Source organism: Polynucleobacter necessarius, assembly GCF_900095205.1.
GTDB classification, from domain to species: domain Bacteria; phylum Pseudomonadota; class Gammaproteobacteria; order Burkholderiales; family Burkholderiaceae; genus Polynucleobacter; species Polynucleobacter necessarius_E.
The window spans coordinates 798,589-822,523 of the sequence record NZ_LT606951.1; the positions used below are offsets into that span (position 1 = coordinate 798,589).

Consider the following 23,935-nt stretch of genomic DNA (forward strand, 5'->3'; position numbering starts at 1 on the left):
TTAGATCCTAAAAGAATAAATGACTGAATAGGAGAGCACACATGGCTGAGTTAAATGTCAATGGCAAAAAATACAAGGTGGATGTTGATCCAGAAACCCCATTACTTTGGGTAATCCGTGAACAAGTGGGTCTCACTGGAACTAAGTATGGCTATGGAGTCGGTCAGTGTGGTGCATGACTGTTCTATTGAACGGACAGGCTACGCGCAGCTGTGCATTGCCTGTATCCGCAGTGGCGGGTTAAAAAATCGAGACGATTGAAAGTCTCGAAAAAAGCGGTCAGCTCTCCAAAGTGCAAAAAGCTTGGGTTGACAATCAAGTGCCTCAGTGTGGCTACTGTCAATCTGGGATGGTGATGGCCACTACAGCGTTACTGAGAAATAATCCGAAGTCTACCGATGCGCAAATTGATGAATCCATCACCAATATTTGCCGTTGTGGCACTTTCCAACAAGTGCGCGTAGCGATTCATGCTGCTAGCAAGGCTTAAGAAGATAACGATGACTATGAAAACAAATACCTCCCGCCGTCATTTTGTTATTGACTCTAGTGCTATTGCTACTGGTTTGGCTATTGGCTTTGACCTCGCTCTAATTATCTACAGCAAACGCTGCAATCGGTACTGGTACTACTGCCATGACGCCACTAGCGACCCCTGAGATTGGAGTATGGGTTGTTGTAAAGCCGAATGATGATGTGATCATCCGTGTCGTCCGCTCAGAAATGGGGCAGGGAACCATTACCGGTTTAGCGCAATTGGTTGCCGAAGAATCGCAGTGCGATTGGAAAAAGTTTTTTATGACTATCCGTCTCCTGCTGAGAACTTAAGGCGTAGCAAGGTATGGGGTAGCTACTCCACCGGCGGTAGTCGCGGTATTCGGACATCTGAGTTATATGTTCGTAAGGGCGACGCTTCCGCACGTATGATGCTCATTCAAGCTGCTGCAAATCAATGGAATGTTCCTGCGTCAGAGTGTGTTGCTGAAAATAGTGTGATTACCCACACGCTTACCGGTAAAAAAACTACCTTCGGTAAAGTATCGGTAGCTGCATCACAGCTAGAGGTGCCCAAAGATCCGCCATTAAAAGATCCAAAAGAATGGAAGTTGATTGGCAAATCAGTTGATCGTATTGACGGAGTAGCTGACAAAGTAACGGGTAGACAAGTTTATGCCATTGACTTGAAGATGCCAGGCATGTTGGTCGCTAATATTAAGCAGTCTCCTGTATTTGGCGGTAAAGTGTCGAGCTACGATGCCACTAAAGCATTGAGTATGAAAGGCGTTAAGAAGGTGGTTCCAGTTGGGAATTCTGCTGGAGCGGTGTAGTTGCAGAAACCTTTTGGCAAGCAAAAACTGCCATGGACCAAGTCAGCATCACTTGGGATGATGGCGCGAACGCTAACGTCTCAAGTGCTTCAATTAAAAAGATGTTAGAAGAAGGTTTAAATGCGAACGATACCTTTGTTCACAATACCAATGGTGATGTAAAGGCTGCTTTTTCTTCTGCATCTAAAACGATTGAAGCTACTTATGAAGCTTGGGTGCCAACACAAGATGGCGAAGCGTCTTTGGCCGCAGTGATTGAAGCGTCAGGACTTCCTGCGGATAAGTGCAATGTCTATAAAGTTAATCTTGGTGGTGGCTTTGGGCATCGTGGCGCTTTCCAGGATTACACAACACAGGTAGTCAATATTGCTAAGCAGATGCCTGGGACTCCGATCAAGTTAATTTGGACTCGTGAAGAAGGTATGACGCAGGGTCGTTACCATCCAGTCATGATGTGCAAGATGAGCGCTGCTATTGACGACAAGAAAAATGTTACTGGCGTCAATATGCGTCTATCTGGTCAGTCCATTTTGGCTGCAGTTCGTCCAGCAGTTGTGGCGTCATTTAAGGGCAAAGATCCGTTGGCATTTCAGGGTGTTGACCCAACTGGTGAGCACGGTATTACTTATAGTTTCCCGAATTTAAATATTGATCACGCCATGCGCAATACTCATGTGCCTCCCGGTTTTTGGCGCGGTGTGAATGTAAACCAAAATGCAATCTTTGTTGAAACGTTCATGGATGAATTGGCTGAGGCTACTGGTGTAGATGCGGGGGAGTTTCGTCGCAAGCATATGGCAGAGTATCCGCGAGCCATTGCGGTGTTGAATGCAGTGGCCGATGGTATCGGTTGGACCAAGCCGGCTGCATCTGGTGTATATCGTGGAGTAGCGCAAATACGCTCTTTTGGAGGCTACGTTGCCGCGGCTTGCGAGATTTCGGTTAAAAATGGCAATGAAGTGAAGATTCATCGTATTGTTGCTGCAACTGATCCTGGTTATGTTGTAAATCCTGCGCAAGTTGCACGCCAAGTTTCCGGTTCTTTTGTTTACGGTCTATCAGCTTTATTCGAAGAGGAAATTACGATTGAAAATGGCGCCGTAGTTCAGAAGAACTTTGACACCTTTAACTCTATTCGTCTTTATCAGATGCCTCCAGTGGAAACCATCATCGTTCAAGGTGGCGGTAAAGATTGGGGTGGGGTTGGAGAGCCCAACGATTGCGGGGTAGCTGCACCAGCTGTTTTGAATGCATTCTATCGAGCAACAAGCAAGCGTTTGCGCACGGTACCCCTGAAAAATAGCGGCATCAAGTTGGTATAAGAACTGGCTTTCCGCATAATTTCTACCAATGAGAAAGAAGGTTGCTGTAGCATTTTTATTGCTGGCAATCTTCTCGCTTAATGCTGGAAATGCTCAGGTAATTCAGGGGGTTCAATTGTTGAATCCCTCTCTGCTGAACCAGGTAATCCAACTCGCGGCAGGGCAATTGTCGTTAGTCGTCAGACTGGATTATGTTTGTTGTGTCATAGCGGACCATTTCCAGAAGAGCGATTTCAGGGTAATTTAGCGCGTGAATTAAAAGCCAGCGTTGCTCGCTTAGATGCGCCTCAATTGAGGGCGCGCATTGTGAACGCAGCACACTTTAACTCTCAAACTATCATGCCAGCCTATTACCAAACCAGCCATTTAAATCGGGTTGCACCCAAATTTGTAGGGCAAACTATATTAAGCGGCCAAGAGATTGAAGATGTAATAGCTTTCTTATTGACTTTGAATGCTCAAAATGGCGATTGAAAAAGAGATGAAAAAAATGATTCAAACTCACCGTCGAGACTGGTTTAAACAGGTCCGTGGGCTTGGGTTTTTGGCTTTAGGTTTTTGCTTTAACCCAATCGCAGCCTTTGCTAAAAAAGAAGACGCCGTAGAAGCAATCAAAAAAATTACTGGCGGAGCGAAAGTGCAAGAGGGTCGCGTTAATCTGGTTATTCCACCGCCAGTTGAGAACGGCAATTTAGTGGTGTTGAAAGTGAGTGTGGATAGTCCAATGACTGCGAATGATTATGTCAAGGCGATTCATGTCATCGCAGAGGGCAATCCCTTGCCTAATATTTTTTACCGCTTACCTGACTCCACGATCTGGCACAGCAAATATCACTACTCGAGTTCGCTTGGCTGATAGTCAGATAGTATGGGCCATTGCTCAAATGAGTAATGGTAGTTTTTGGCAGGGCTCAGCAGAAACCTTGGTGACCCTTTCAGCCTGTACGGAGTTAGTATGAGTAAAGCTTCTCGTACTTCCATCACCATGCCTGCAACGGCAAAAAAAGATTCCATTATCGAGATTCGAGCTATCGCACAGCATGATATGGACTCGGGCTTTCGCTATACAGAAGATGGCAAGCTTATTCCGCGTGACATCATTCGAGCCTTTACCTGTAACTACAACTCTGTAGAAGTATTTAAAGCTGATTTATTCTCAGGCATTGGAGCCAACCCTTTAATCATTTTCAATGCTGTGGCAGTGGAGTCCGGCACGCTTGGGTTTAGGTGGGTTGGGGATAATGGCTATGAAGCAGTCAACCAGGCTAGTATTTCTGTTTCGTGAAAAGACGAGCCTTCCTATATCTAGGAACTGCCTATTTAATCTGTAGCCTCTCCATTGCGGTAGCTGGTCCTACCCAGCAATCAAGCTATGAGTTGATGTCTGCTGAGAATAAAGCGATGCAAGACGATCCATTATTAAATCCCGCGATGTTTTGGGTTGGTGATGGGGAAGCGCTGTGGCAGCAAAAGTTGGGGCCACAAAATAAATCCTGCAGCACCTGTCATGCTGATGCCAAAAAATCGATGCGTGGTGTAGCCACGCAATTCCCAAAGGTGATAAACGGTAAGTTGCAGACTCTAGAAGGTCAAATTAATCAATGTCGCGTCAATGCCCAATCTGCTCCTGCCTTAGCCTATGAGAGCAAGGATCTTTTGGCGCTAACAAGTTTTATTGCCTTTCAGTCAAAAGGCTTACCTATCGCTATCACTCAAAGCTCAGTAAATGGACCATGCTTGCAAAAAGACCGACGTATATTTAATGAGCGCATGGGACAACTCAATTTATCTTGCGCACAATGTCATGAAGATAGAGCGGGCTTAAAGTTAGGAGGCAGCCTTATCCTTAAGGCCATCCTAATGCCTATCCAATTTATCGCCTGGAGTGGCAAACACTGGGAGCATTACAAAGGCGGTTGCGTAATTGTATGAGCGGAGTCAGAGCACAACAATTTGAATATGGTTCGCCAGAGATGGCTCAGCTGGAGCTCTTTCTGATGTGGCGCGCTAGAGGTCTACCCTTGGAGTCCCCAGGGGTTAGACCTTAATTTGACTTTATTGCTCTTTAATCCGAGAAGACTACCGAAGTTGCTCCGTTGATAAGGACGCGATCATGCAGGTAATAACGTAAGGCTCTAGAAAGTACAGTTCGCTCTAAGTCGCGACCCTTACGTACTAAATCATCTGGTGTGTCGCCATGGGTTACGCGAGTAACGTCTTGCGCAATAATTGGACCCTCATCTAAATCGCTAGTAACAAAGTGGGCTGTAGCACCAATAAGTTTGATGCCGCGAGAGCATGAGCCTGATGATATGGTTTTGCGCCTTTAAAGCTAGGCAAAAATGAGTGGCGTACGTTGACGCATCGCCCAGAAAGCTTGGAAGATAAGTCATCAGACAAAATTTGCATGTAGCGTGCCAAGATCACCATATCCACCTTGGATTCAGCGATGATCTCTAGCAATCTAGCCTCTTGAGCGGGTTTGGTATCAGGGGTAACAGGTAAATGATAAAAAGGAATATCGGCAAAGTCGATGCTGGCATAGACGTCACGAGGATGATTGGAGACAATTCCACAAATAATCATGGGTAGCTCGCCAATGCGCCAACGATAAAGAAGATCTACCAAGCAATGATCTAATTTAGAGGCCATGATTAATACTCGTTTGAGATCCTTTACTGCGCGTAACTCCCAGGTGCGATCAAAGCGTTTGGCAATCTCTAGAAAACCAGCCCGCAAGGTATTGGCCTGAGCAGGTCAGCTGAAGCTGACGCGCATAAAAACGTTTAGAGGCCTTGTCATCAAATTGCTGTGCCTCTTCAATATCACCGCCAGCTTCATAGATGTACGTGGAAACGGTAGCAACAATGCCTGGTTTGTTTGGACAAGTGAGAGTGAGGTAGTAATTTTCCGCGGACATTTAAATCACCAAAATATTGCTTACAAGTGTCAATTTTAGACTGTTATGGCCTTAAAGGGCATAAAGCTTTTGATGGTTATTACTTGATGGAGCCCATCTCTTTATCTGCTGACCCCAATAGAGGTTCGCTTTTGTCAGTAATGGGCGGCATTACTATTTCGATGCAAATGGGTTTTGAGTTAATGACATTAAAGAAACTACATTCTTTTTTTGTGGCCGCTGAGGCAGCATGCTCCAAAGGAGATTTTCTGGTTGTGGCGGTAGAGGCTAAGCTGATAGATGTAGCAGGGTTGGCTACAGCAACTGCACCAACACTACTTGCTGCGGGGCTGTGCTCGAACTGCTAAATACAGCCAATGGTGCGGCACACCCGGTGAGTATGCCAAGAGAAATGAGGGTGGGTGGCTGAATAAAAAACAGTCTTTACAACCAGAAGACTTTTTTATTTGGTGCGACACGCAACATTGAATACTCCCGCAGCCCATGCACCATTTGGGATGGATACAAATACGCTATCAGGAGTTTTTTGGTCAACGACCACTTTGCCTCTGCCACGAGTTTCAGTGAATACTTTGAATTCAATGGGGCGATATTTTCCAGTGCTGCAATCGTATTCATTGAGACCAACAATAGAATTCACATTCTCTTTGCTTTGTGGGTCTAAACCAGGTTTTTTAAAGTTGAGCATAGACATGATTTGTGCCAAATTGCCCTGAGTTTGAAGCGTATCAGTATCTACAAAAACAGAAGATTGATCGTTTTGGCCAATTTCTTGCCATTCTGCAAATGCATTATTTGAGCCAAAAAGTGTTGCGCTTAATGCCAAGAGAAGAGAAATTTTTTTCATGCGAATAGCCTCTAGAGATTGCGTTTCAAAACACTTCTATTTTACCAACCATCAGCAAATAGATTGAAATTTTTATCTATTTTGCTGAGTTCTACTTATTGATTAATTCAAGCTGCCGATTAACCTTTTCAGGCTTCATTTTTAAAGGAAGATATTCATTATTAGCCCAAAGAACATTCATATTGCGATAAAACTTACTTTGTATCCAGCCGGATTGGCCTGTTTGATAGATAAAGAAAGAATTTTCCAGGTCGGAAAGATCGTATACGGTATGTAAGCTCGGGGCTTGTAAGGTCTTGTACGGGTTCTTAGATTGCAAAAGTTCTAATCTGCCTACGTTGATAGAAAAGCTGTCGCTCGGAAGGGGGTCTTAATATTAAATAAGCCGCCAATGAGGGGAACTTTGCTAAAGGGGCGGTGTTCCAAAATGGCGATATGCGCCTTGCCCCAAGCCCAAGTGTTTGGGTCATTTCCATATTCTTTACTGAGGTAGTCCAGGGCTTTATCAAGGGCTTTGTTTGACGAGTCCTGACACGATTCCACGGCTTGCGTTTTAGGATCATCGCACCAAGGGCTATTCGGATTTTTTATCTGGAGCAAGAGTGGGGCTCGGTAATTACGTACGCCATAATTATCGGAAAATAAATAACCCAATCTTGAAAAAAGATTGCGCGTTAATTGATCAGCCCATGCATTGAAAATAAGTGCACCAGAACTAGATACTTTCATGTCTCCCTCAAAGTTTTTCATCATCTCCATGGCCTGAGATGCTAGAGGATGAGTTGATTGACTCGCCTTGAATAGCTCCAATAGAGGCGTTGAGGCGAGGGATAAAGTATCGCCTTGCATTTTTTTCATATCATCGACGGAGTGTATATTTTTTGCCTTGATGAGCTCTACTATACGGTCGTAACGAGCAGGTAAGTCCCAGGCTCCCGTCAGGGGGTTAGGATCATTTGCTGCGATGATTTTTTGATTTGCAGTTGCCAACCAGCCTTGCTCAGGATTGTTGCTCGACGGTAGCTGTTCAAAAGGCACGTAGCCATTCCAGTCGTATTGCCTATCCCAGCCAGGTGTTGGAGCTACCCCATATAAGCCCTGATGCAAGATTCTTTTGGGGGCTACACCTGCAGCTTGAAAAGCAATGTTGCCATCCATATCTGCCATCACCACATTTTGCATGGGCGCGTAATTTTTTCGAATCGCCTATTTAAATTCAGTCAGGTCTTCCGAGCGATTAATCTCTAATAGACCAGCAACAGATTGATTCTCTATGTCTAGTGCGGTCTAACGCAAAGCTAGCGCATACCGATCGGTATCTATAGCTCGCTTGGCTCGTGCATAAGAATCTGAAATGACTGGACCATGATGCGTTTTTTTACCAAAAAAGTAAATGATGGCGAACCTTTGATGTCAATGATTTCTTGTCGTACCTTAAAGGGCAGGGGGCCATCTGGCCCTCTGTGCATCCCGGGATTTTTTGCATCGATTTGTTCTATGTATAAATCCTGAACATCGGGTCCGGTATTGGCAAAGCTCCAGGCAAATTTATCTGTTCTACCCAACACTACTGCTGGAATTCCAGGAAGCGTTCCGCCCATTGCATTTAAATCTGGCGCCTCTAGATGGGCGAAGTACCAAATGGCAGGCACAGAAAGTCCTAAATGGGGATCATTCGCTAGTAAAGGCTTCCCAGTGGTAGTGAGTTTGCCGCTGAGAGCCCAATTATTCGATCCGATGCCATTATTACCTCCCATTTGCATCAGTTTACCTAGTTCAGTAGCCGGCAAGTTTTGTGGTTTGCCTTCTACAGGCTTGGGTGAAGAAGGGAAGACGCTCATCTCTCGATACATTTTTGCAAAATCTACATTGCTGACTGGCTCATCTGTGCCATAAGGTGGATACATCTCCCAGACTTGCTTTGTGGTGAGAAACTTGGATAACTCAAGTCTTTGCAATTCTCTTTGCCAATTGCCTCCAAGGTCATAAGCCATCATGAGCATCCAGGCGACGCTATCGGTCGGTGACCAGTGCCCAAGGTTTAGAGCCAGTTAAAAAATATTCAACCGGCAAAGCCCATCCTAATTGTGAATTACCAGCATTTACCCCATCAGCATAAGCTTGCAGTAGGCGTTTAGCCGAAACTGGATAGCGATCGAATTGACGTTCTTCAGCGGCGCGTTTAATGCCAAGCGTGCGTACAAACGGATCAATCTTGACTGTGTCATTGCCTAGGATTTCAGAAAGTCGTCCGCTAGCAATGCGGCGATTCATTTTCATTTGCCAAGAACGCTCGGTAGCATGAAGATAGCCCAAGGCAAAGTATGCATCTGCCTAACTTTTTGCTTTGATATGGGGAATGTCGGTCTCGTCAAATGTGATGACGACTGATTCACCTAAACTTTTAATTATTCGCTTGCCAGAAATATTGGATTGGGCGAAATACATGTAGGTAAGGCCTAACGCTATGGCTGCCAAGATACTCAGTAAAAATACCCAAAAGCAGACCCTCCAATAGCTTGCTTACCCCGGTTCGATTTCTTGGCGTTTTCATCAGAATATTTTAGTTGCTTTAGGGGGACAAGCCTTGGGCGGTAGGGTGGGGAGGGCTCTAGGGGTGTATGGGGTGCTTGCGTGCTAAAATTTCGCTTGTCTTGATTTATTTAGCACGGCTTTATTTGTTTGTGCGAGCCCGAGTGGTGAAATCGGTAGACACAGCAGATTTAAAATCTGCCGACTCAAAAAAGTCGTGCCGGTTCGATTCCGGCCTCGGGCACCATTCTTATTCCCTTATTTCGCGCTTGCCGAATAATTCGGGTCCCTCTATAGGGATACAACATATGGCGTTTAAACCACTTTCGTTGTATAAAATAGAACAATGCATGTAGAGACCTATCGCTGGACTGAATCAAAGGGTGGGATAGTCACCTATTCACCGACCCCAGCGTCAACTTGGTTTTTGTTTGTGCTGAGCACCCCTTTTTTCATGATCCCCAATGTTATGAGGAAATTAGAGCCTTTTCCCTATTGCGGAAATCATAGGCTGCTCATCTTCTGGAAATATTTGCGGCGATCATGTTTCCGATCAAGACATCATTTTGTCGGCTATTTCTTTTTCAGCAACACGCGTCTTAGTAAAAAGTGCCCTGATAGAAGACAAGGCAGACGTGGACTCGGCAGTGACACGTTTAGCCAATGCGTTTGCAGAGCCTAAACCGAAACATTTATTTGCACTCTCTGACGGCTTATCCATTAGCGGTTCAGAGCAGACTAGAAGGTTAAATGTTCCCGGTGTTCCTGTTACCGGTGGATTGGCTGGAGATGCTGATCGCTTTCATAGTTCATGGGTAATGGTGAATGGTCCAGTGCAGCAGCATCAAGTGGCATTAGTCGGGTTTTATGGTGACCTCAATGTCACTTATGGATTTTCTATGGGTTGGCGAGAGTTTGGTCCAGAGCGTAGAGTTACTCGATCTGTTGAAAATGTCGTTTATGAGATTGATCACCGACCTGCTCTAGAGGTCTATACCAAATATTTAGGGGAGTTATCCAAAGACCTTCCAGGTAGCGGTTGCGTTTTCTGCTATCCATAACGGATGGGGTATCTGGAAGCTCTTATGTTCGGACGTTATTGGGTATTAACAGGGAAGAGCAGAGTTAAATTTTGCTGGAGATGTCCCGCAAGGAAGTGTATGTAAGCTCATGAAGACGGATATCGATTCATTAATTGATGCTTCTGCGGGTCTTACCCAAACTCTTCACCATGATGCTAGTAAAAATGAGCCTCTCTGTTTGGTAGTGAGTCGCGTGGGAAGACGCCTCGTCATGGATCAAATCGCCGGCGAGGAAATCGAGGCAATTCAAGCCATCTTGGGTACAAAGACAACCATATTCGGCTTTTATTCCTATGGTGAGATTTGCCCCCTTTGAGCCTGCTGTTTGCGCCTTACATAATCAGACTACGACTCTCACCTTGCTTTCGGAATAAGAAGAATCTTTAATGAGTCATGAGATGGGTGCCCAACATCGCCTCTTAAAGCGTCAACTAAGGAATTTTCCTGAAATACCTTCCATGAATGCCGATGGCAAAGTTGGTGGCTTAATTATTTTCTCTGAAGACATTACCTCCAGAAAGCATGCAGAAGAAGAGCTACGAATTGCTTCGGCTGCTTTTCAATCTAGTGTGACGGCATGATTGTGACGGACCAGCGTGGCAATATATTGCGCGTGAATTCTGCATTTGAAAAAATTTCTGGCTACTCTGCTGATGAATTGGTTGGAAAAAATACTTCACTTTTTAAATCCCCTGAATATCATGATGAAGCCTTTTACCGTAATTTATGGGAGGCAGTGGTAACTGAGGGGTTCCTGGAAAAGGTGGCGTTTGGAATAGAAACAAGGAGGAGCGAACCCTGCCAGTTTGGCTTTCCATTTCAGCGGTTAAAGGCCTCGGTGGCACTCACACTCACTATATTGGTATTTATTTCAATGCTAGCGACCCCAGAAAGCCGAACGCAGGATCTTAGAGCTTGCCTACTATGATCCTTTGACGAATTTACCCAATCGACGTCTCTTATTGGATCGATTAAATCAGACGAGGATTGCTGCAACTCGCAACCATGTATACGGAGCAATCCTCATCATTGACATTGATCGCTTCAAATCTATCAATGACACTCGCGGTCATGACAGGGGTGATTAAGTGTTGATGGCCATGGCACAAAGCTTGCGAAGCAACTTACGTGAAATGGATACCGCAACGAGACTTGGGGGCGATGAATTCATTGTCCTCATTCCTGATTTGGGATCTAATGCTGAAAATGCAATGCATGCCCTTAACCTGATTGCAGAAAAGTTACACAAAAGTATTTCTGAGCCAGTGAATTTGAATGGAATTCTCCATACAATGACTGCCAGTATCGGCATCACTTTGTTTTCAGATAAAACTCAAGGCACTAATGAGTTGCTAAAACAAGCCGACTTGGCGCGCTCTATCAATCAAAGGCAGCGGGTAGGAACGCCATCCTTTGATGATACTGCGCATATTCAGTTCACCGAAAAAATAACTATGGAAGGCTAGCTTGAAGCGAGCCATGGATAAGGGAATTGAGCTTGATGTATCAACCCCAAGTTGATAAAAATGGATGAGTGGTGGGTGCAGAGGCTTTACTGCGTTGGAGTCCGCTAGATTTAGAAGTTATTCCGCCCGATGTTTTTATTCCTGTTGCCGAAGAGGTGGGACTCATCACTTCCATTGGCGAGTGGGCTCTAAAGGGGGCATGCGCCCAATTGAAGCGCTGGTCGGAAAATGACAGTACTAAGGATTTGGCACTGTCAGTCAATATTAGCGCCAAACAATTTAGAACAGAAAATTTTGTCGATATGGTGAAAGCCGCCGTGAGCGACGCTCGCATTAATCCAAAACTCTTAAAGTTGGAATTGACTGAGAGTCTATTGCTTGAAGATGTGGATTCTGTTATTTCCACCATGAACGTGTTGAGAGATCTAGGCGTGAAGTTTTCTATGGATGACTTTGGTACTGGATATTCATCCTTGAGCTATTTAAAGCGCTTACCACTAGATGAACTCAAAATCGATAAGAGCTTTGTGCTTGATATTGCGTGGGATGAGGGTGATCGAGCGATTATCCGTTCGATACTCTCTTTGGCTCAAACCTTGAAGTTAGATGTTGTTGCGGAAGGGGTTGAAACCATCGAGCAACGAGATTACCTTTTGTCCGAGGGTTGCTCTTTCTATCAGGGTTATCTCTACGGAAAGCCATTGAGTGAAGAGAATTTTCTAGCATTAATTAGTACACTTCAATAGTTGGACTGTTTGTCTTTGCGTCGCTAGGGAAGGATGTTCCCAATCTGAGTCAATTAATCATTCATAGTTTTTGTAGCACATCATTAATGAAACTTCGCTTACTAACAATAGTCACTCTGTTTGCTTTTCATCAAACCTTGTTGGCAAACGAAGTATTGGTATTTGAATGTAAGCGGGTAGAAAAAGACTTTATCGAAGAGTATGAAATGAAGCTGGTGCCCGCCAGCAAATCAGCGAAAGCAAAGGTCTTTCTTGATGGTAGGGATTTAGACCGTTCTGACGGTAGTGGAACTCAAGCGGTGAAAGCTATTCGGTTTGCTCCCCCCAACATTGTCATATTGATAGATGCTCAGTTTGAGCCAGAATTACTGAGTGGTGTTTCTTATCCCGCGGGTACAGTCTCAACCCTCATTACACTTAATCAAACTACTGGGAAGTTAAAAAAGGTAGAGACTATTCAAGGTGGAATCTTAGGAAGCCATCTCGGTAATGGAACTCAGGCAAGTGAAGAAGCTTGCCTACCCGCTAAGGCAAACTAAATATTAATTGGGTTCAGTCACAAAGCCCAGTTTGGTCAAGCCCGCGCGGCGAGATGCGGCAAGGACTTGGGCAACATATTCATACTTCACAGATTTATCAGCGCGTAGATTGATCTCTGGTTGAGGATCTTTTTGAGCCGCTTTCTCAGCATAGCCATCAAAAGTTTTAAATCAATGGCGGTGCTATTCCAAAATATTTGACCATTGGCGTCAATTGAGAGTTGCACTGACTCTGGCTTTACTTCGTTGCGAACGCTATTAGCTTTCGGTAGTTCAACCTTTACAGCCTGTTGAATCACTGGCAGAGTGATGATGAAAATAATCAATAACACTAACATGACGTCTACCATCGGCGTCATGTTAATTTCCGCCATGATGCTATCGTCGTTTTGGTCGTCTTGAATATGAAAAGACATGGTTATTCCCCAGAATTCACACGGGCACCAGTGACAAAGTAGGCGAGTAGGTCATTACCAAAACGATTGAGGTCGGCAACAAATAATTTATTTGCGCGATTAATAGTGTTGAAGCCAAGCACTGCTGGGATAGCGACCGCTAAACCCAAAGCAGTCATGATGAGTACTTCGCCAATCGGACCAGCAACCTGATCAATCTGTGTGCTACCTCTGAACTACTAATCGAGATGAGGGTGTGATAGATGCCCCATACAGTTCCAAAGAGGCCAATAAATGGTGAGGTAGCACCTGTTGATCCCAAGAAGGTTAAACCTTTCTGAAGACCGGCGGCGATACCATCAATACTATTTTTAACACTTCGAGCCATCCACTCTGAATAGTTTAGGGTTTGAAGTAACTCGCGATGATCGGTAGATTGATTTTGATGATGGGCTGACGCCTTAGTTGCCGATTTAGCAATTTGGTAATAAGGATTGGATGCGTGATTGCTAAATACCTGTAATCCTTGATCAAATGAGGTGGCACGCCAGAATTGCTCGAGCTTAGGTTTCAGCTTGCGAAGATTGCGTAAATCCCAAAACCTTGTCAGCAAAATCAACCCATGTGACGATCGAGCAGATGAGTAGGGCAATTGCTACAAATCGCGTAATCAGGTCGCCCTCAAGCCAGAGAGTTGCTATGCCAAATGGAGTATTCATAATGATTAATTCTTGAGGTTAAATTTGATTAAAAGATTGGTCGAAATTTTTTGGGGTGAGCCATTTACTAAAAAAGTTTAAAGCGATAGCGTTTGCCGATTTCAGTGGCGGCGCGATCAAATCGTGGAAAAGTGCTTGACTGCAATAAGGCCACATCTTCGACGCTACCAGTTTCATCAATAATTAATCGCACGACAACCGTACCTTGCTCCCCAGAGCGTTTTGAAAATGAAGGGTAGTAAGCATCGGCATCTGGTTGATAGACAACTACGAGTTTACCAATGTCAGTCTGAATCGGGGTTCCGCTAGCACCACCGCTGGTTGCAGGCGCTACAGCGGCATTTTGCGGCTGGGATTCTAATTTATTTTGCGGCTGGGTTCTGTGCTGGTGGTGTTTGCTGTACTTGCGGAGTTCGGTTGGGGCTTGGTTTTTCAGCAGGCTTTTCTTTTGCTACCTTTTTCTCTTCCTTTGGTTTGGGTGGAGTGGCGGCAGGGGGTTGCTGAGGCTTGTTCACTGTCTGTGGATTTACAAAATTCACCGGCACACGCTCCTCGTCTAGGGGAGTTGGCTTGGAGCTCAAGTGTAAAAACTCCAAGGCAGGTAGTGCATGCAGTAATACAACGATACAAATAATGATGCGTTCGGATTTATTGAACGGAAGATGGGCGTCTAATTTTTTAAGAAGCGCGCTCATTGCACATCACCTAACGCGCGTGCTGTATGTTGATCTAAATCCGTAGACATTAAATCTTGTGCGCTCGACAAAAGAGTGTCTGCATTCTTACTACTCACCAATACAACTGCCCCGCAATTCTTGATGGGAGTCTGATGATGAAGCGCTTCAAGTTGCCTCTTGAGTTGTCTGACTACTGCATCGCTGGTATCGATCAGCGTAATCGATTCACCAAGTAATTTACGGATTGCTTTTCTTAAAAATGGAAAATGAGTGCAGCCAAGCACTAAGGTATCTGCCCCAGCGATTTGAATGGGCTCAAGGTGATTGGCTAATAGCTCTAGGGTTTCTGTGCTATCAGCTTTGCCGGATTCTATTAAGGGCACTAGCCCTACACCAGCTTGCTTAATGAACTGGCAATCCTTGGGTAAGGTAGCTAGCAAAGCGTTAAATTTGTCACTCTTTAGAGTGGCTTCAGTAGCGAGCACACCCACGATATGATTTTGCGATTGCATTGAGGCTGGCTTAATTCCAGGCTCAACACCAATAATCGGAATAGCGAGCTCACTTCGTATTTGTTGAATAGCTTCAGCCGTTGCAGTATTGCAAGCAACCACAATTGCATCACAGCCTTTGCTTGCCAAATGCCTGCATAAGACAAGACTGCGCGCAGCGATCCAATCGCTCGATTTTTCTCCATAAGGAGCGTTTGCTGAATCGGCGAGATAGATATAGTCGTGCTGGGGAAGCTGGCGCAGAGCCTCATCCAAAATGGACAAGCCTCCAACGCCAGAATCAAATACCCCAATGAGTGCCAATGCTTACTCAGTTACCGCTGATGAATTAGGCAATCTTGACCGGGGGATTCCAGCAATCTTAGCTTGCCAATCACGTGGCCCTTCATGATGCATAGAGACACCCTCTGAATTTACAGCAACAGTAACGGGCATATCTTTTACATCGAACTCATAAATAGCTTCCATGCCTAAATCTGCAAAGCCAACCACTTTAGAGGTTTGGATTGCTTTGGACACTAAATAAGCGGCTCCACCAACAGCCATTAAATAGGCTGATTTATGTTTCTTGATAGCCTCAATTGCTTCAGGTCCACGCTCAGCTTTGCCAATCATGGAGATCAAACCAGTTTTCGAAAGCATCATTTCTGTGAACTTATCCATACGGGTTGATGTAGTTGGACCTGCAGGACCGACAACTTCATCGCGCACTGGATCTACAGGACCTACGTAATAAATCACACGATTCTTAAAGCTTACTGGCAATTCTTCGCCTTTGGCGAGCATGCCCTGAATACGTTTATGGGCGGCATCGCGACCAGTCAAAATCTTACCGTTTAACAAAAGGGTCTCGCCTGGTTTCCAACTGGTCACTTCTTCTGCGGTCAGGGTATCTAAATTGATGCGCTTGGATTTCTGAACGCCTGGAGTCCAAGTAACGTCCGGCCAATCAGAGAGGGAAGGAGCCTCTAATTTTGCAGGACCGTCACCATGTAAATGGAAATGCACATGACGTGTGGCAGCACAGTTAGGAATCATGGCAACTGGTAATGAGGCTGCGTGCGTTGGGTATTCCATGATTTTGATATCCAAGACGGTTGCAAGACCGCCAAGACCTTGTGCACCAATACCCAGTTTGTTTACTTTGTCATAGATCTCTAGACGCAACTCTTCAGCGCGAGTCTTTGCTCCACGAGCAATTAATTCCTGAATGTCTACTGGACCCATCAAGGACTCTTTTGCCATCAACATGGCTTTTTCAGGGGTGCCACCAATACCAATGCCGAGAATGCCAGGAGGGCACCAACCAGCACCCATAGTCGGTACTGTTTTGAGAACCCAGTCCACGATCGAATCGGATGGATTGAGCATCACCATTTTGGCTTTGTTTTCGGAGCCGCCACCCTTGGCAGCGCAAATGACTTCAACATCATCGCCGGGAACGATTTCATAATGGATCACGGCAGGAGTGTTATCGCCGGTGTTTTTACGTTTACCAGCGGGATCGGCTAATACAGAGGCGCGCAATATATTGTCGGGATTAAGGTAAGCGCGGCGCACACCTTCGTTGACCATATCCGTGACGCTCATCGTGGCATCAGGCCATTGCACATTCATACCAATTTTGAGAAACACCACTGCAATGCCCGTATCTTGGCAAAGTGGGCGACGGCCTTCGGCACACATCCGGCTATTGGTCAGAATTTGAGCAATGGCATCCTTGGCGCCATGACCCTGTTCTAGCTCATAAGCCTTGCCCATGGCGGTAATAAAGTCCTTGGGGTGGTAGTAAGAGATGAATTGAAAGGCATCCGCAACGCTTTGAATCAGGTCGTTTTGTTTGATATTTGTCATGGTTTTACGGTTATTTCCATATTATTAGTAAGGTTTCTCCTATTTTAAGGGTTTGCCATAGAGCAAATCCCAAGTGTTTTCACTTATCTTCTAAGGTCTTGAGGGTGTAAACCTGTCATTCTGCGACATTTTCTCGCACTTGTAGTTGGATTTTAGATTATTGATTATTTGATAGAGGGCTGTGAAGCATGGAATCATTAAAGCAAGAAAACCGCATATTTAACCCGCCTGCAGACTTTGTAAAGGGTGCGGCAATTCCAGGCATGGACGCCTATAACAAGCTTTGTGCTGAAGCTAATGCAGATTACGATGGTTTCTGGGGTCGTCTTGCTAAAGAGAACATCTATTGGAAGAAGCCATTTACTAAAGTTTTAGATGAATCTAAAGCGCCTTTCTACAAGTGGTTCGAAGATGGCACAACCAATGCTTCTTATAACTGTTTAGACCGTCAAGTTGAAGCTGGCTTAGGCGATAAGACTGCCATCATTTTTGAAGCAGATAACGGCACGGTTACTAAGGTAACTTATAAAGAGATGCTCGAGCGTGTTTGCAAAATGGCAAACGCGCTTCGCAAAATGGGCGTTAAGTCTGGTGACAGCGTCATTATTTATATGGCAATGACCATTGAAGGTATTGTTGCCATGCAAGCCTGTGCTCGTATCGGCGCGATTCACTCAGTTGTGTTTGGTGGTTTCTCTGCTCAAGCATTGCGTGATCGCATTATGGACGTTGGTGCAGTTGCTGTGATTACTGCTGACGGCCAGTTCCGTGGCGGTAAAGCATTGCCACTCAAGGCAATCTGCGATGAAGCGCTTTCTACTGGCGAATGCCTCAAGGTGAAGCATGTGATCGTGAGCAAGCGTACTGGTACTGACATCACTATGCAGCCAGGCCGTGACGTTTGGATGCAAGAGATTGTGGCTAATGAAGCTACTGCTTGCGAGCCAGAGTGGGTAAGCGCTGAGCACCCATTGTTTATTCTGTACACATCCGGTTCAACTGGTAAGCCAAAGGGTGTACAACACTCGACTGGTGGCTATCTCTTGTGGGCCATTCTCACTATGAAGTGGACATTTGACATTAAACCTAACGATGTGTTCTGGTGTACTGCGGACATTGGTTGGGTAACGGGTCACTCTTATATTACTTATGGCCCGCTAGCAGTTGACGCCACTGAGATTGTGTTTGAGGGTGTACCAACCTTCCCAAATGCGGGCCGTTTCTGGGACGTGATCCAAAAGCACAAGGCAACGATTTTCTATACAGCACCAACTGCCATTCGTTCTTTGATCAAAGCTTCCAGCAATGATGAATCAGTACATCCAAAGAGCTATGACTTGTCCTCACTACGTCTCTTGGGTTCAGTAGGTGAGCCAATTAATCCAGAAGCATGGATGTGGTACTACGAAAATGTTGGCGGCTCACGTTGCCCAATCGCAGATACTTTCTGGCAAACCGAAACGGGTGGTCATATGATTTCACCATTGCCAGGCGCCACCCCAATGATCCCTGGTTCATGCACATTGCCATTGCCCGGTATTCAGGCGGCGATCGTTGATGAAGCTGGTGCAGACGTGCCAAATGGCCAAGGTGGTATCTTGGTTGTGAAGCGTCCATGGCCTTCAATGATTCGTACCATTTGGAATGATCCAGATCGTTTTGTGAAGTCTTATTTCCCAGATGAATTGGGTGGCACTTTGTATCTTGCTGGTGACGGCGCAATCCGAAACAAAGATACTGGCTACTTCACCATCACCGGTCGTATCGATGACGTGTTAAACGTTTCTGGTCACCGCATGGGAACCATGGAAATTGAATCTTGCTTAGTTGCCAACCCATTAGTTGCAGAAGCTGCAGTAGTAGGTCGTCCCGATGATCTGACTGGTGAAGCTATTTGCGTATTCGTGGTTCTGAAGGGTGGACGCCCAACAGGTGAAGAGGCGAAGAAGGTTGCTACCGAGCTACGTAACTGGGTAGGCAAAGAGATCGGCCCGATTGCTAAACCTAAGGACGTGCGGTTTGGTGATAACTTACCGAAAACTCGCTCTGGCAAGATCATGCGTCGCTTGCTACGCGTGATTGCTAAAGGTGAAGAAGTGACTCAGGACACCTCGACTTTGGAAAATCCAGCGATTTTGGATCAACTCAAAGAGTCTCTATAAGTCCGTTTTAATCGCTTTTGGGGCAAACCCTTTCGGCAATCGTACAATTACTGGTTCCGGAAGGGTGGATGAGCGGTTTAAGTCACACGCCTGGAAAGCGTGCGTAGGTTAATAGCCTACCGCGGGTTCGAATCCCGCCCCTTCCGCCAAGTAGTTCAGAGTTCTTGTAAGCCATTAGGTTGCAAGGACTTTTTTATTATTTTCAAATAACTTGCTATGAGTCGTTATAGCTGAAGTAAGAGTTATCCTAAGAGGTCAATAATTTACCTAAGGCTTTTCTGTACCTCGCTACTAAGGCCAAATTTGTAGTATCCCTGCTTTTTTCTTTGTCATGGATGGGTGTTTCTTTTTGGTATTCCCAGCCCATGGTACTCAGAGCTTAGTAACGAAATAGGAGTAGTTCCAGCCTATTTCTTAATCACCTTTATTGCGATTGTCCCCGGCTTTATGAATGCGTTTGTCTTTATGGCGAATGTATTTGATGTTCGCCCGCCTGAACTTGATGATCAAAGATATCCGCCAGTTTCTGTTCTCATAGCAGCATACAACGAGATATTTGCTATTACCTCAACACTGACCAGTCTTTTTAATCAGAGTTATTCATCACCAATGCGCATTATTTTGATAAGTGATGGCTCTTATGACCTTACTGTTGATGTAGTGAGAGAAATTGAAAAGAAGCATCCAAACTTGGAGCTAATCTATCTTCAACATAATGGTGGAAAAGCAGCAGCACTCAATCTTGGTCTTGAGAAATGTAAAACGGATATCGTCATCTCTGTTGATGCGGATTGCTACCTTCATCGTGATGGCATCAAAAACTTAGTGAGTCGCTATTGGGCTGACCCCTTAGATACCAGGGCTGTAGCAGGAAGCATACTAATTCGGAACTCCAGAGAAAATTGGATTACTAAAGCACAGGAGTGGGATTATTTTTTAGGCATCGGAACCGTTAAACGAATTCAGTCTTTGTTTCATGGTGGGACTTTAGTCGCCCAAGGCGCATTCTCTTTATATGATCGCAAGGCTTTGGTTGAAATGGGTGGATGGCCTGAAAAAGTGGGCGAAGACATCGTGTTGACCTGGAAGTTCCTATCGGCGGGATATAGGGTGGGATACGCTCAAGACGCGATGGCCTTTACGAATTGCCCAAATATGCTAGAGCAATTTATAAAACAAAGGCGAAGATGGTCTCGCGGCTTAATGGAGGCATTTAAAGAATGCCCGATGATTTTATTTAAGCCAAGGCTAACTACTTTATATATCTGGTGGAACACCATGTTCCCATTGATGGATATCGCGTATACCTTTGGTTTTATTCCTGGGCTGATTCTGGCTTGCTTTGGAAAGTTTTCGATAGTGGGACCTATGACTCTCTCTTTTGCCGATGGCATTTTTGCTTAACTGGCAAATGTATCGTATTGGAAGGGCCGTGTTCTTAGAAGAGCGCTTGAAGATTCGACAGAATAGATTAGGGTTTTTATTCTACGTGCTTGCCTATGGACTTATTTTGCAGCCAGCGTGTGTATACGGATATTTTTCAGAATTACTCAGCCTTAGAAAATCGTGGGGTACGAAATGAAGGGCATTGCAATTCTATGGGCTGCCGCTTCTGCTGCTTCAACTACTGATTCGGTAGCGGCCAGCTTGGCTGCTAATGCGGATTTACGCGCCGCTAATAGTGATTTTTTGCTGCCACTGCAGCGCGCTTTGCTGCTTCTAATGCACTAGCGGTAAGAGACTTCAGGCTGGAGATGGCCACCGTGTAGCGCTCGCTGATAATGATATAGCCTTCGCGTAAGTTTTGGATCTCGGTTTCCAGGTTGACTAACTTGGCATAAATCTTTTCGATATCTTCTTGCATAGCATTTCCTGGATAGTCTTACCATTTGATAATCTGCCACTTGCAAGCAATATATACTCTTAATAAATAAGAGCTTCATTTCAATGATTATTTTTTATTACGCAGTGAGAAGTTGGCTATTCGAAGGATAATGAACCGATGCCTTCAAAAATAATAAATACAGTAGATGCAGTAGAAGTTGCAGCAAAAATCGCTATTGATAAACATGGCTGGGCCTTATCTGCATTATCAGAAGCAGCTGCTGCTTTAGCGCGAGCAGACTCTCAAGACCTGCTCATTCAGGAGGTCTGCGGTGCCATTGCCGCTCCAAGGCCCTTATGTGTTGGCTTGGGTTGGTAAAGCGGAGCATGATGAGAATAAGACTGTCAGTGTGGCTGGCGGAGCGGGATCAGCACTTGCTTATGTCGATAGATAACATTGCTGTTAGTTGTGGTCCGATCAAAATGTAAGTAGTATGGGTCCAGCAGGCACCTCGATTCGTAGTAGCAAGCCATGCGTAGTGGTTGATACTGAAGAAGACGTTGGATTTACTTCATGGAAGGAGCTGGCGCGTTCATTTGGAATCCGTTCAACTTCGCTTTAGGTTGTCCGATACAAGATAGTGAAATGCCTTTTGGATCGCTTTTAATTTACTCCAAAGAGCCCCATGCTTTTGGACCAGATGAAGTCTTGTTATTTGAAAGTCTCGCCAAAGAAATCGGATTTGGATTAAGAGCCATTGACCGTCAGCACAAATTAGACGATCAAATACACGAAAAAGGAGTTAAAGCCTTTTTCTATTGAACTATTAGATGTCGCTAACTACGATAAAAATGGAGTCGTTACTGGTGTCCGAGGTCAATACAGCTTTAGTTTAGGTAGCTTGCAAACTGTCATTCCTGGGATCAATAAAACACTGGCATTTCAGCATGTGGCCTTATCAGGTGGCTTAGATAAGGCCTGAGCCTGGAATATTGGGGGCGCAGATCAACGTCAAGCTCGATGAAGGTGACATCCTCTCCCATTGGACATTTAATACAACTTCTCAGCTTTTAGAAGGCAAGCTAGAAATTCATCAGTTAGCAACAGTACCCTTTATCCTTTTATTGCCCGCAAATAAAGAGCTGACGGGGATGAGTGGACAAATCACAACGCCAATCTCTTGATTAAGGCGGGGGGTGAGGGCAACGTCATCTCTGGAAGTGCGCAATGGGCAGACTTAGTGATTACAGAGAACGGTAAAAAGTCGCCACTCATTGCCTGGGAAGTCGGCTGATTTCCGAAATTTCGAGTTTCAAATGGTCAAGACAGATTCTGCAAAAGGTAGGAGCTTGATAGTAGATGAATGTATTGTTGATTAACCAAACCTTCAGTTTGAAATTAATGAAGAGGGCTCCTCCAATTTCAGAAGATTATTTTCCTCGCCTGCTGCTGCCGATGGAGCTACTACAGCGCCGATCAGTCCGCCCAAACAGAAAGCACCATTCGCTCTTAATATCCCTCAATCAATTTAAAAAATGGTGAAGTGTTTTTTAGTGACTTAGCTATGAAGCCTAACTTAAAGGTCGACATTAAAAAATTTAATGCCACCTTACTTGGCGTCAGTAATATGCCCGATCGATCTGCGACTGTGGCAGCTGATGGTGTTGTGGCGGGCACAGGTAGCCTGAGAGCGAAAGGCCGAGCATCCTTTGATGACCCTCGTTGTAATCATGACGTTGCCGTAAATTTCCGCAATCTTCCGCTAACTGCTTTTAATCCTGCCGTGATGACATTTGCTGGATATCAAATCGTGGGAGGTCGGCTAAGTCTGAATTTAAATTACCGCTCAAAAGATGACGATCTCAACGGAAGCAATCAAATCATCATCAAGCAAGTGAAGTTAGGTGATGAGGTTCCAGACTTTAAAGGCAAAAAATTACCATTAGGTTTGGCTATTGCTTTGCTAGAGGATTCCGACGATACGATTGATGTCACGATTAAGATCGCCGGAAATGTAGGCTCGCCTGAGTTCAGTGCATCTGGATTGGTTTGGCAGGCCATTAGTAATGTGATTAACGAATATTGCTACTGCGCCATTTAGAGCATTGGCTGCATTAGTTGGTATTAGTGGCAATGAAGGGGTCAATGCCGTTTTAGGGGAAGCCGTATTCTTGCCCCAAGATCAAGACAACTTGGAAAAGTTTGGCGCTTATCTTGAGAAACGCCCAAATGCCAATCTTCAAATCAATGGAACTTATGATCCCGTTCAAGATAAGCAAGAATTAGCTCGGGTGAGGGCTGACACCGCCATTTTGAAAGATGCTGGTTTCAAGTTAAATCCAGGTGAGCCAGTGCCAGTACCCAGTCTCTCTGATCCGAGAGTTCGGTTTGGCTTAGGGGCCTATGCTCAGTATGTTGGTCGAATTAAATTGAGTCAGCGCTTGGTTATGCTTCCAGATGGTGAGGCGGGCAATGAGCAATTACATAACGAATTAATTGCGGCGATAGAGGTTAGCGAGGCCGAATTAAAAGAGTTGGCAAAAATCGAGCCAAAATTGCCTATGACATGATGGTTAAAGGTGATCCCAGCTTGAAGGATCGGATTTTGTTAGGGGATGTAAAGACGGTGGATGCCAGCAAGGAGGGAGCTCCCCCTCGATGTTGAAATCAAAATCAAGTAGACTGCGTTTATGAAGTTAATAAATATTCCTTTTGCCCTCATTTCCACCTTGATGGTGACCATGGGTCTCTCGGCCTGTGGCTCTATTGAATCTGCAGCGCAAGATGACTGCACCTCTATTGGCTGGCAGATTGGTAGCAAAGGCTACCAAGATTGTTACAAAGCCCGTGTGTACGAACGCAAACTAGACTATTCAACTCCCGCCTGGCGATAGACCATCCCCATCGGTGCTTTAGACTAGGGTTTACCCTAGTTTTAATCCCTTGAGCGCCGTCAAGGACTTGGGGATTGAAATAACCCAAAATCATGTGTGTTTTTGCGTATTTGCT

At 45.1% G+C, this 23,935-nt stretch carries 34 protein-coding genes, 2 tRNA genes and 5 pseudogenes; 27 read left to right on the forward strand and 14 right to left on the reverse strand.

Annotated features, from left to right (window positions below; genetic code table 11):
• The first annotated feature begins 41 nt into the window (after positions 1–41).
• The 9 genes and pseudogenes from DXE37_RS04375 (at position 42) to soxA (ending at position 4,582) form a co-directional block, all read left to right on the forward strand.
• Positions 42–490 (forward strand): annotated as a pseudogene (locus DXE37_RS04375) ((2Fe-2S)-binding protein).
• A 146-nt stretch (positions 491–636) separates the two neighbouring features.
• Positions 637–828, forward strand: coding sequence for a hypothetical protein (locus DXE37_RS12385; protein WP_231971065.1), 192 nt, complete (start codon positions 637–639; stop codon positions 826–828).
• The gene (locus tag DXE37_RS12390; protein WP_231971066.1) at positions 783–1,328 is read left to right on the forward strand and encodes a hypothetical protein; all 546 of its coding nucleotides are present in this window, start codon (positions 783–785) and stop codon (positions 1,326–1,328) included. Before DXE37_RS12385 ends, DXE37_RS12390 begins: the two co-directional genes overlap by 46 nt.
• Before the next feature lie 32 nt (positions 1,329–1,360).
• The gene (locus DXE37_RS12395) at positions 1,361–2,650 is read left to right on the forward strand and encodes a molybdopterin cofactor-binding domain-containing protein (RefSeq protein WP_231971067.1); all 1,290 of its coding nucleotides are present in this window, start codon (positions 1,361–1,363) and stop codon (positions 2,648–2,650) included.
• A 195-nt stretch (positions 2,651–2,845) separates the two neighbouring features.
• The gene (locus tag DXE37_RS04385) at positions 2,846–3,124 is read left to right on the forward strand and encodes a cytochrome c family protein (RefSeq protein WP_197713078.1); all 279 of its coding nucleotides are present in this window, start codon (positions 2,846–2,848) and stop codon (positions 3,122–3,124) included.
• The gene (locus DXE37_RS04390; RefSeq protein WP_269460288.1) at positions 3,114–3,506 is read left to right on the forward strand and encodes a thiosulfate oxidation carrier protein SoxY; all 393 of its coding nucleotides are present in this window, start codon (positions 3,114–3,116) and stop codon (positions 3,504–3,506) included. The genes DXE37_RS04385 and DXE37_RS04390 overlap by 11 nt, the downstream gene beginning before the upstream one ends.
• Positions 3,499–3,609, forward strand: a complete 111-nt coding sequence (locus DXE37_RS14285) for a hypothetical protein (protein WP_415066729.1) — start codon at positions 3,499–3,501, stop codon at positions 3,607–3,609. The genes DXE37_RS04390 and DXE37_RS14285 overlap by 8 nt, the downstream gene beginning before the upstream one ends.
• Entirely contained in the window at positions 3,606–3,935 is a 330-nt protein-coding gene (locus DXE37_RS04395) for a thiosulfate oxidation carrier complex protein SoxZ (RefSeq protein WP_114636704.1), read from the forward strand. The genes DXE37_RS14285 and DXE37_RS04395 overlap by 4 nt, the downstream gene beginning before the upstream one ends.
• Complete coding sequence (soxA, locus tag DXE37_RS04400) at positions 3,932–4,582, forward strand: sulfur oxidation c-type cytochrome SoxA (protein ID WP_231971068.1); 651 nt, start codon at positions 3,932–3,934, stop codon at positions 4,580–4,582. Before DXE37_RS04395 ends, soxA begins: the two co-directional genes overlap by 4 nt.
• Before the next feature lie 133 nt (positions 4,583–4,715).
• On the opposite strand, the pseudogene purU reads toward soxA, so the two are convergent.
• Positions 4,716–5,570, reverse strand: a pseudogene (gene purU / locus DXE37_RS04405) (formyltetrahydrofolate deformylase).
• Positions 5,571–5,596: 26 nt separating this feature from the next.
• On the opposite strand from purU, the gene DXE37_RS04410 reads away from it, so the two are divergent.
• Positions 5,597–5,917, forward strand: coding sequence for a hypothetical protein (locus DXE37_RS04410; protein ID WP_114636705.1), 321 nt, complete (start codon positions 5,597–5,599; stop codon positions 5,915–5,917).
• Between the two features lie 95 nt (positions 5,918–6,012).
• Here DXE37_RS04410 and DXE37_RS04415 read toward each other — a convergent pair whose 3' ends face one another.
• The 5 genes from DXE37_RS04415 to DXE37_RS12410 all read right to left on the reverse strand — a co-directional run bounded on the left by DXE37_RS04415 (position 6,013) and on the right by DXE37_RS12410 (position 8,733).
• Positions 6,013–6,417 carry a surface-adhesin E family protein gene (locus DXE37_RS04415; RefSeq protein WP_114636706.1) on the reverse strand — a complete coding sequence of 135 codons (405 nt, stop codon included), beginning with the start codon at positions 6,415–6,417 and terminating at the stop codon, positions 6,013–6,015.
• Positions 6,418–6,508: 91 nt separating this feature from the next.
• Positions 6,509–6,736 carry a penicillin acylase family protein gene (locus DXE37_RS13440; protein WP_269460289.1) on the reverse strand — a complete coding sequence of 76 codons (228 nt, stop codon included), beginning with the start codon at positions 6,734–6,736 and terminating at the stop codon, positions 6,509–6,511.
• Between the two features lie 14 nt (positions 6,737–6,750).
• Positions 6,751–7,599, reverse strand: coding sequence for a penicillin acylase family protein (locus DXE37_RS12400; RefSeq protein ID WP_269460290.1), 849 nt, complete (start codon positions 7,597–7,599; stop codon positions 6,751–6,753).
• A gap of 137 nt (positions 7,600–7,736) precedes the next feature.
• A complete protein-coding gene (locus DXE37_RS12405) occupies positions 7,737–8,414 on the reverse strand; it encodes a penicillin acylase family protein (RefSeq protein WP_231971069.1) in 678 nt (225 codons plus the stop codon).
• A gap of 16 nt (positions 8,415–8,430) precedes the next feature.
• A complete protein-coding gene (locus DXE37_RS12410; RefSeq protein ID WP_231971071.1) occupies positions 8,431–8,733 on the reverse strand; it encodes a penicillin acylase family protein in 303 nt (100 codons plus the stop codon).
• 374 nt (positions 8,734–9,107) lie between these two features.
• Here DXE37_RS12410 and DXE37_RS04425 point away from each other — a divergent pair.
• From DXE37_RS04425 to DXE37_RS04465, 8 genes and pseudogenes are all read left to right on the forward strand, one after another.
• A tRNA-Leu gene (locus DXE37_RS04425) sits at positions 9,108–9,196 on the forward strand.
• A 247-nt stretch (positions 9,197–9,443) separates the two neighbouring features.
• A complete protein-coding gene (locus tag DXE37_RS04430; RefSeq protein WP_114636707.1) occupies positions 9,444–10,010 on the forward strand; it encodes an FIST signal transduction protein in 567 nt (188 codons plus the stop codon).
• Positions 10,011–10,083: 73 nt separating this feature from the next.
• A pseudogene (locus tag DXE37_RS04435) lies at positions 10,084–10,347 on the forward strand (FIST C-terminal domain-containing protein); the annotation flags it as partial.
• 70 nt (positions 10,348–10,417) lie between these two features.
• Positions 10,418–10,612 carry a hypothetical protein gene (locus DXE37_RS04440; protein WP_114636709.1) on the forward strand — a complete coding sequence of 65 codons (195 nt, stop codon included), beginning with the start codon at positions 10,418–10,420 and terminating at the stop codon, positions 10,610–10,612.
• A 2-nt stretch (positions 10,613–10,614) separates the two neighbouring features.
• Positions 10,615–10,959 carry a PAS domain S-box protein gene (locus DXE37_RS04445; RefSeq protein WP_231971072.1) on the forward strand — a complete coding sequence of 115 codons (345 nt, stop codon included), beginning with the start codon at positions 10,615–10,617 and terminating at the stop codon, positions 10,957–10,959.
• Positions 10,960–10,993: 34 nt separating this feature from the next.
• Positions 10,994–11,497: pseudogene (locus DXE37_RS04455) on the forward strand (diguanylate cyclase domain-containing protein).
• Positions 11,498–11,568: 71 nt separating this feature from the next.
• Positions 11,569–12,243 carry an EAL domain-containing protein gene (locus DXE37_RS04460; RefSeq protein ID WP_162786179.1) on the forward strand — a complete coding sequence of 225 codons (675 nt, stop codon included), beginning with the start codon at positions 11,569–11,571 and terminating at the stop codon, positions 12,241–12,243.
• A gap of 86 nt (positions 12,244–12,329) precedes the next feature.
• Positions 12,330–12,782 carry a hypothetical protein gene (locus tag DXE37_RS04465; protein WP_231971073.1) on the forward strand — a complete coding sequence of 151 codons (453 nt, stop codon included), beginning with the start codon at positions 12,330–12,332 and terminating at the stop codon, positions 12,780–12,782.
• Between the two features lie 3 nt (positions 12,783–12,785).
• Here DXE37_RS04465 and DXE37_RS04470 read toward each other — a convergent pair.
• The 7 genes and pseudogenes from DXE37_RS04470 to DXE37_RS04490 form a co-directional block, all read right to left on the reverse strand.
• A pseudogene (locus tag DXE37_RS04470) lies at positions 12,786–13,198 on the reverse strand (ExbD/TolR family protein).
• Positions 13,199–13,200: 2 nt separating this feature from the next.
• A complete protein-coding gene (locus DXE37_RS13975; protein WP_331852120.1) occupies positions 13,201–13,356 on the reverse strand; it encodes a hypothetical protein in 156 nt (51 codons plus the stop codon).
• Positions 13,353–13,790 (reverse strand): MotA/TolQ/ExbB proton channel family protein, encoded by a 438-nt coding sequence (locus tag DXE37_RS13980; RefSeq protein ID WP_331852121.1) that lies wholly within the window; start codon positions 13,788–13,790, stop codon positions 13,353–13,355. Before DXE37_RS13980 ends, DXE37_RS13975 begins: the two co-directional genes overlap by 4 nt.
• Positions 13,791–13,963: 173 nt before the next feature.
• Positions 13,964–14,089, reverse strand: a complete 126-nt coding sequence (locus DXE37_RS12415) for an energy transducer TonB (protein WP_231971074.1) — start codon at positions 14,087–14,089, stop codon at positions 13,964–13,966.
• A 169-nt stretch (positions 14,090–14,258) separates the two neighbouring features.
• Positions 14,259–14,591 (reverse strand): hypothetical protein, encoded by a 333-nt coding sequence (locus tag DXE37_RS12420; RefSeq protein ID WP_231971075.1) that lies wholly within the window; start codon positions 14,589–14,591, stop codon positions 14,259–14,261.
• Positions 14,588–15,388 (reverse strand): glutamate racemase, encoded by an 801-nt coding sequence (gene murI / locus DXE37_RS04485; RefSeq protein ID WP_114636714.1) that lies wholly within the window; start codon positions 15,386–15,388, stop codon positions 14,588–14,590. Before murI ends, DXE37_RS12420 begins: the two co-directional genes overlap by 4 nt.
• A gap of 3 nt (positions 15,389–15,391) precedes the next feature.
• Positions 15,392–16,939 carry a fumarate hydratase gene (locus DXE37_RS04490; RefSeq protein ID WP_114636715.1) on the reverse strand — a complete coding sequence of 516 codons (1,548 nt, stop codon included), beginning with the start codon at positions 16,937–16,939 and terminating at the stop codon, positions 15,392–15,394.
• A gap of 188 nt (positions 16,940–17,127) precedes the next feature.
• On the opposite strand from DXE37_RS04490, the gene acs reads away from it, so the two are divergent.
• The 3 genes from acs (at position 17,128) to DXE37_RS04505 (ending at position 20,505) form a co-directional block, all read left to right on the forward strand.
• The gene (gene acs, locus DXE37_RS04495; protein WP_114636716.1) at positions 17,128–19,101 is read left to right on the forward strand and encodes an acetate--CoA ligase; all 1,974 of its coding nucleotides are present in this window, start codon (positions 17,128–17,130) and stop codon (positions 19,099–19,101) included.
• Positions 19,102–19,159: 58 nt separating this feature from the next.
• Positions 19,160–19,250 (forward strand) — tRNA-Ser (locus DXE37_RS04500).
• A 190-nt stretch (positions 19,251–19,440) separates the two neighbouring features.
• Positions 19,441–20,505 (forward strand): glycosyltransferase family 2 protein, encoded by a 1,065-nt coding sequence (locus tag DXE37_RS04505; protein ID WP_231971076.1) that lies wholly within the window; start codon positions 19,441–19,443, stop codon positions 20,503–20,505.
• Between the two features lie 271 nt (positions 20,506–20,776).
• Here DXE37_RS04505 and DXE37_RS04510 read toward each other — a convergent pair whose 3' ends face one another.
• Positions 20,777–20,965 (reverse strand): hypothetical protein, encoded by a 189-nt coding sequence (locus DXE37_RS04510; protein ID WP_114636717.1) that lies wholly within the window; start codon positions 20,963–20,965, stop codon positions 20,777–20,779.
• 138 nt (positions 20,966–21,103) lie between these two features.
• Here DXE37_RS04510 and DXE37_RS04515 point away from each other — a divergent pair, with 138 nt between their 5' ends.
• From DXE37_RS04515 to DXE37_RS04540, 6 genes are all read left to right on the forward strand, one after another.
• A complete protein-coding gene (locus tag DXE37_RS04515) occupies positions 21,104–21,304 on the forward strand; it encodes a hypothetical protein (RefSeq protein WP_114636718.1) in 201 nt (66 codons plus the stop codon).
• Positions 21,305–21,499: 195 nt separating this feature from the next.
• The gene (locus DXE37_RS04520) at positions 21,500–21,748 is read left to right on the forward strand and encodes a GAF domain-containing protein (protein WP_114636719.1); all 249 of its coding nucleotides are present in this window, start codon (positions 21,500–21,502) and stop codon (positions 21,746–21,748) included.
• 170 nt (positions 21,749–21,918) lie between these two features.
• Positions 21,919–22,110: a hypothetical protein gene (locus DXE37_RS04525; protein ID WP_114636720.1), complete on the forward strand. Its 192-nt coding sequence runs from the start codon at positions 21,919–21,921 to the stop codon at positions 22,108–22,110.
• Positions 22,111–22,490: 380 nt separating this feature from the next.
• Positions 22,491–23,027, forward strand: coding sequence for a DUF748 domain-containing protein (locus DXE37_RS04530; RefSeq protein WP_114636721.1), 537 nt, complete (start codon positions 22,491–22,493; stop codon positions 23,025–23,027).
• Between the two features lie 4 nt (positions 23,028–23,031).
• Positions 23,032–23,496, forward strand: a complete 465-nt coding sequence (locus DXE37_RS04535) for a hypothetical protein (protein WP_114636722.1) — start codon at positions 23,032–23,034, stop codon at positions 23,494–23,496.
• Positions 23,497–23,616: 120 nt separating this feature from the next.
• Entirely contained in the window at positions 23,617–23,820 is a 204-nt protein-coding gene (locus DXE37_RS04540) for a hypothetical protein (RefSeq protein WP_114636723.1), read from the forward strand.
• Positions 23,821–23,935 lie beyond the last annotated feature (115 nt).